Source organism: Clostridium sp. NSJ-49, assembly GCF_014287725.1.
GTDB lineage: Bacteria > Bacillota > Clostridia > Clostridiales > Clostridiaceae > Clostridium > Clostridium disporicum_B.
Window position 1 is genome coordinate 1 of the sequence record NZ_JACOOP010000094.1, and the last position, 4706, is coordinate 4706.

General features: G+C 30.0%; 4 protein-coding genes and 1 other annotated feature. Of the genes, 2 read left to right on the forward strand and 2 right to left on the reverse strand.

Annotated elements, in window-relative coordinates; genetic code table 11:
- Window positions 1–208: 208 nt before the first annotated feature.
- Window positions 209–1378, reverse strand: a complete 1170-nt coding sequence (locus H8S10_RS17645; RefSeq protein WP_055266275.1) for an FMN-binding protein — start codon at window positions 1376–1378, stop codon at window positions 209–211.
- A 253-nt stretch (window positions 1379–1631) separates the two neighbouring features.
- Window positions 1632–1900 (forward strand) — a binding site (T-box leader).
- A gap of 49 nt (window positions 1901–1949) precedes the next feature.
- Between H8S10_RS17645 and asnB the strand changes: the two genes are divergently transcribed.
- Entirely contained in the window at window positions 1950–3539 is a 1590-nt protein-coding gene (gene asnB / locus H8S10_RS17650; RefSeq protein WP_186839729.1) for an asparagine synthase B, read from the forward strand.
- Window positions 3540–3706: 167 nt separating this feature from the next.
- Here asnB and H8S10_RS17655 read toward each other — a convergent pair whose 3' ends face one another.
- Window positions 3707–4474, reverse strand: a complete 768-nt coding sequence (locus H8S10_RS17655; protein ID WP_186839730.1) for an HD domain-containing protein — start codon at window positions 4472–4474, stop codon at window positions 3707–3709.
- Between the two features lie 130 nt (window positions 4475–4604).
- On the opposite strand from H8S10_RS17655, the gene H8S10_RS17660 reads away from it, so the two are divergent.
- Window positions 4605–4706, forward strand: a 102-nt coding sequence (locus H8S10_RS17660; RefSeq protein WP_347707662.1) for an IS1 family transposase, incomplete at its 3' end; no start/stop codon positions are given.

Here is a 4706-nt window from a genome sequence, read left to right on the forward strand (position 1 = left end):
AGAAATGGTATATTATTGCATGAAAAGAAAATAGCGTAAAGGTATATTTTTACAGAGAATAGGAGGCTTATAACCTCCTATTTGTCGTGTCAAAAAACTTGTTCATTTAGAAATAATTTCATATAAATATATGAATAAAAAATAAAAAGACCGTCTACTGAAATGATTTTAAAAATCATTTCAGAGACAGCCCCTTTTTATTTTCATATTATAAACCTTTGTAATATTCTACTGCAAAGTTAGCAGCTTTAACTAAAGCTTCAGAAGTTTTTGTAGCTCCTGATACTACTTCAACACCTTCTAAGTTATCTTGTCCTGCTACTAAAGCATTTATAAACTCAGAATTTTCAGTAGTTAATACAGCACCTATACCATCTGTCTCATTAGCATCCCTAACTTTTATTTCTATAATTTTACCAGTACTATCAAATGTTACGTGAGTTTCTATTTCTCCACCGTATCCTTGAGTAACTACTTCTACCTTTGTATTTCCATCTGTTATTGTATGTGTTACAACACCTTCAAAAAGTTCTCCATTCATAGCAACATAAACCATTCTTTGGAAATCTCCAACAAATGAAATAGTAGCTCCTGATACTGCATCTCTTTCTTCAATTGGTTGGTCTATTTGGTTAATTGTTTTGAACATTTCGTAAACATCTTCTAATGTCATTTTACTATCTAATATATGAATAGCTATAGCATCGATTTGTTCTCCATAGCTTCTTCCACCATTAAACCCTGCAAAAGAAATTCTATTAGTTCCTTCTACAAAAGAACCATCCTTATGTAAATCATATTTAGCTATTATGTCTTTAACTAAAGTATCTTCATTTAAATCTTCAATTCCAGCTTCTACAGCTACATATTTGTAACCAGCAATGGCTTTATCAAATTCTAATTCACCTTGTGTAGCTAGATTTATAAAAGTTAAATCTTTAAATTTAGTTGTATCGTTAATAATATCTGCTGATGCTGTTATCATATATTGTCCACCTTCAAAAGCAGGATCATAACCAGCAGCGCTTAACTTTGTTAATTTAAAATCTTCTCCAACTTTTTCAATTTGTACATCAGAAACATTCATTTGATATCCCATTATATCTTTTTTAGAATATTCTCCTTCTGTACCTTTATTACGGATAATATCGAAATTTAATTCTGTAATAATTCCATCCTCAGTAGTTCCTTCAAAGATAAACGTATCATTTTTAGGCTTTCCTGCTGATGTAGTACCTTTCATTTCATACTCAGCAGCAAATGTTTCTACTACTGGTTGTGTTGTTTCAATTCCTTTATCTTTTGTTTCTGTTGTACATGAAGTTAATCCGAAAGCAAGTGTAAGTATAGCTAAAGCAGCTATTAATCTTTTCTTCATTTTTCTTCCCCCTAATTGTTTAATTGTTAACATTTTCATTCTCATTATATATTGCTTTCTCTACGATTAATAGGTAAATATTGTTCGAAACATTGTATATATTGCTATATATCTCTTTTTCTTGTTCACACATCTTTAAAACTTGCATAATATATCTTAAAAACTAGTGATATTATTACAGTTTTTTTAACTATTTGATTTTAAAAAAGTCTTTACTCTTACTTTAGCAAACTTTATATTTATGAAAATTGTTTGAAAGGCAATGATGGAGACAAGTAAAAAAAATATTCACCTACAGTGAGCTGGAGACAGTGTAAACCCAGTGGCAGAGTTTTTTTGAATAACACTCCGTAGCTGCAATCTGAAATTTCTTTTTAAAATACAAGCATTATGTTTGTTTTTGATGAGAAATAGTAGGTACGCCGTATTCTATACGTTACATAGATACCAGTACTTGCTGGAAAGAGAGACCTTTATGGTAAATTAGGTGGTACCGCGGATAAGCCTCAATTCGTCCTATATATTAAGATGAATTGAGGCTATTTTTATATTTAAAAAGGGGGCTTGTACTATGTGTACAATTATGTGTTATACTGGCACAGACATTAAAGTTGAAAAATTTGAAGAAGCATTACAAAGAACAGAAACTAGAGGCCCAGATATGACAAGGTTTCTACATCTTAAATCTGGTATCATGGGATTTCAAAGGCTTTCCATTATGGATTTAAGCCATAGTGGAATGCAACCATTCACTAATAATAATGATGCTGCCATATGTAATGGGGAAATATATGGTTTTCGCGCTATTAAAGACAATTTAATTTCTAAAGGGTACAAATTTATTTCTAATAGTGATTGTGAAATTCTACTTCCAATGTATTATGAGTATGGACTAGATATGTTTTCTAAATTAGATGCTGAGTTTGCAACTGTTATTTATGATAGTAAAAAAGATTCTTATATTGCTGCTAGAGATCCTATAGGAATTAGACCTTTATTTTATGGCTATTCTAACTCTGGGAAAATACTCTTTGCTAGTGAAGCAAAAAACTTAGTTGGTTTAACCCATAAAATCATACCATTTCCACCTGGTCATTATTATGCAGATGGTAAATTCACTTGCTATTGCGACATTACAGCTTTAGACCATGATTATTGTGATGATACCCTAGATACAATTTGCAGTAATATTCATGATAAATTAGTTACTGCTATTGAGAAGCGTATGGATGCAGATGCTCCTGTTGGCTTTTTATTAAGTGGCGGATTAGACAGTTCGTTAGTTTGCTCTATTGCTCAAAAATTACATCCTAATATACAAATAAAGACATTCTGTATAGGAATGAGTGAAGATGCAATAGATTTAAAATATGCTAGAGAAGTTGCTGATTATATTAATAGTGACCATACAGCTTTTTATATGACAAAAGAAGATGTTCTTGAATCTCTTGATGAAGTTATTAAAATCCTTGGTACTTTTGATATTACTACTATTAGAGCAAGTATAGGTATGTACTTGTTATGTAAGCAAATTCATAAAACTTCTAATGTAAAAGTTCTACTAACGGGTGAAATATCTGATGAATTATTTGGATATAAGTATACAGATTTTGCTCCAAATGCAGAAGAGTTTCAAAAAGAATCAGTAAAAAGAGTAAAAGAACTTTATATGTACGATGTACTTCGAGCTGATAGATGTATAAGCTCCAATTCCTTAGAAGCAAGAGTTCCATTTGGTGATTTAGATTTTGTAAAATATGTTATGTCAATTAATCCAGAAAAGAAATTAAATAAATATAACATGGGAAAATATTTATTAAGACATGCTTTTGAAGATGAATATCTACCATTTAGTATATTATATCGTGAAAAAGCTGCTTTCAGTGATGCTGTAGGTCATTCTATGGTAGATTATTTAAAAGAATATGCAGAATTAAAATATTCTGATGATGAATTTGAATATCTTTCTAAAAAGTACAATTATCATGCTAAGCCATTTACAAAGGAATCTTTATTATATAGAGAGATTTTTGAAAAACACTATCCAAATCAAGCCGAAATGATTCACGACTTTTGGATGCCAAATAAATCCTGGGAAGGCTGTGACGTAAGCGACCCTAGCGCAAGAGTGCTATCAAATTACGGTGATAGTGGTAAATAACTTTATATACTGCTTTATAAATATAATGTAATTTTTAGTATTTCAATACTTCAAAGACTTAATGTATTTACTTAATAGCAACAAGTGATAAGTTAGCAAATAAATATAATTTAAATAAACTGCTATCTATTTCACCCTTAACTTATCACTTGTAACTTGCCATTTTTCTAAACTTCTTCAATATACTCTCTTACAATTTTTCTAATCTCATCAAATTGTTTATTAGTTGACTCATTCTCCGATTTAAATTCAATAAGCTCCTTTAAATATCCTTGCCTTTCAACCGTTCTTATACTTTCATCGTATACAAGCCCAAATATAAGAGAAATATGTCCAACAACATTATCAACAGCAGTCTTTTTCAATGTTCTTAAGATTGTATCTCTTCTCTTAAAATTATCTAAAACTTCTTTTGTAACTTCTGAAGAATACAACTCTTCATTTGTCACATTATAAATTTCCTCTGCTGGAATTATAGCATTTACTTTAAATATATCAATCTTATCTGCATCTCTTAGTATATTGCAAAATGTCTTATATCTTTCAGAAATACCTTCTTCTATTCTGTATGCGTTATGATTATCAATAACACATTTTATTAGATTATCTTCAGACATATCTTCTATAAAATTTCTTATTATTCCATCATTAAATAGAATTTCACTACCTAATTTAGCATGATTAACAGACTTAGGATCATTAAATGTTCCATATCTCTTTACTTGTTCAAATCTACCTACATCATGAAGAAGACCTGTTAGCCATGCTATATTAACTTCTTCATCACTTAACTTTAAACTTAATGCTATCTTTTCACACAGCTCACATACACGATAAGTATGTTCTGTTTTAAGTCTTATTTTCTCATTATTTATATCATATTTTTCTACATAATCATTAAATGCTCTTAGAGCTTTTTCTCTATCTACTAACATATTACTCCACTTACCCCTAATAATAAAATACGATCTGTTAAGTTATATGAACATTGCTCTTCTCAGCCCAAGGAAATACAATAGGTTTGCGATACTAAATAATACCCCCTTCGAAAAGGAGAGAAGAACAATGAGCAAAACTAATATAAAATGCCCACGCTGTAATTCTGATAAACTATACAAGTTTGGTATGAATAAGCAGGCTAAACAAAAGTATCAATGTAAGCAGTGT

Coding starts and splice junctions, on each gene's coding strand:
- H8S10_RS17645 (WP_055266275.1), bottom strand. CDS start 1,378: ATGAAGAAAAGATTAATAGCTGCTTTAGCTATACTTACACTTGCTTTC.
- asnB (WP_186839729.1), top strand. CDS start 1,950: ATGTGTACAATTATGTGTTATACTGGCACAGACATTAAAGTTGAAAAA.
- H8S10_RS17655 (WP_186839730.1), bottom strand. CDS start 4,474: ATGTTAGTAGATAGAGAAAAAGCTCTAAGAGCATTTAATGATTATGTA.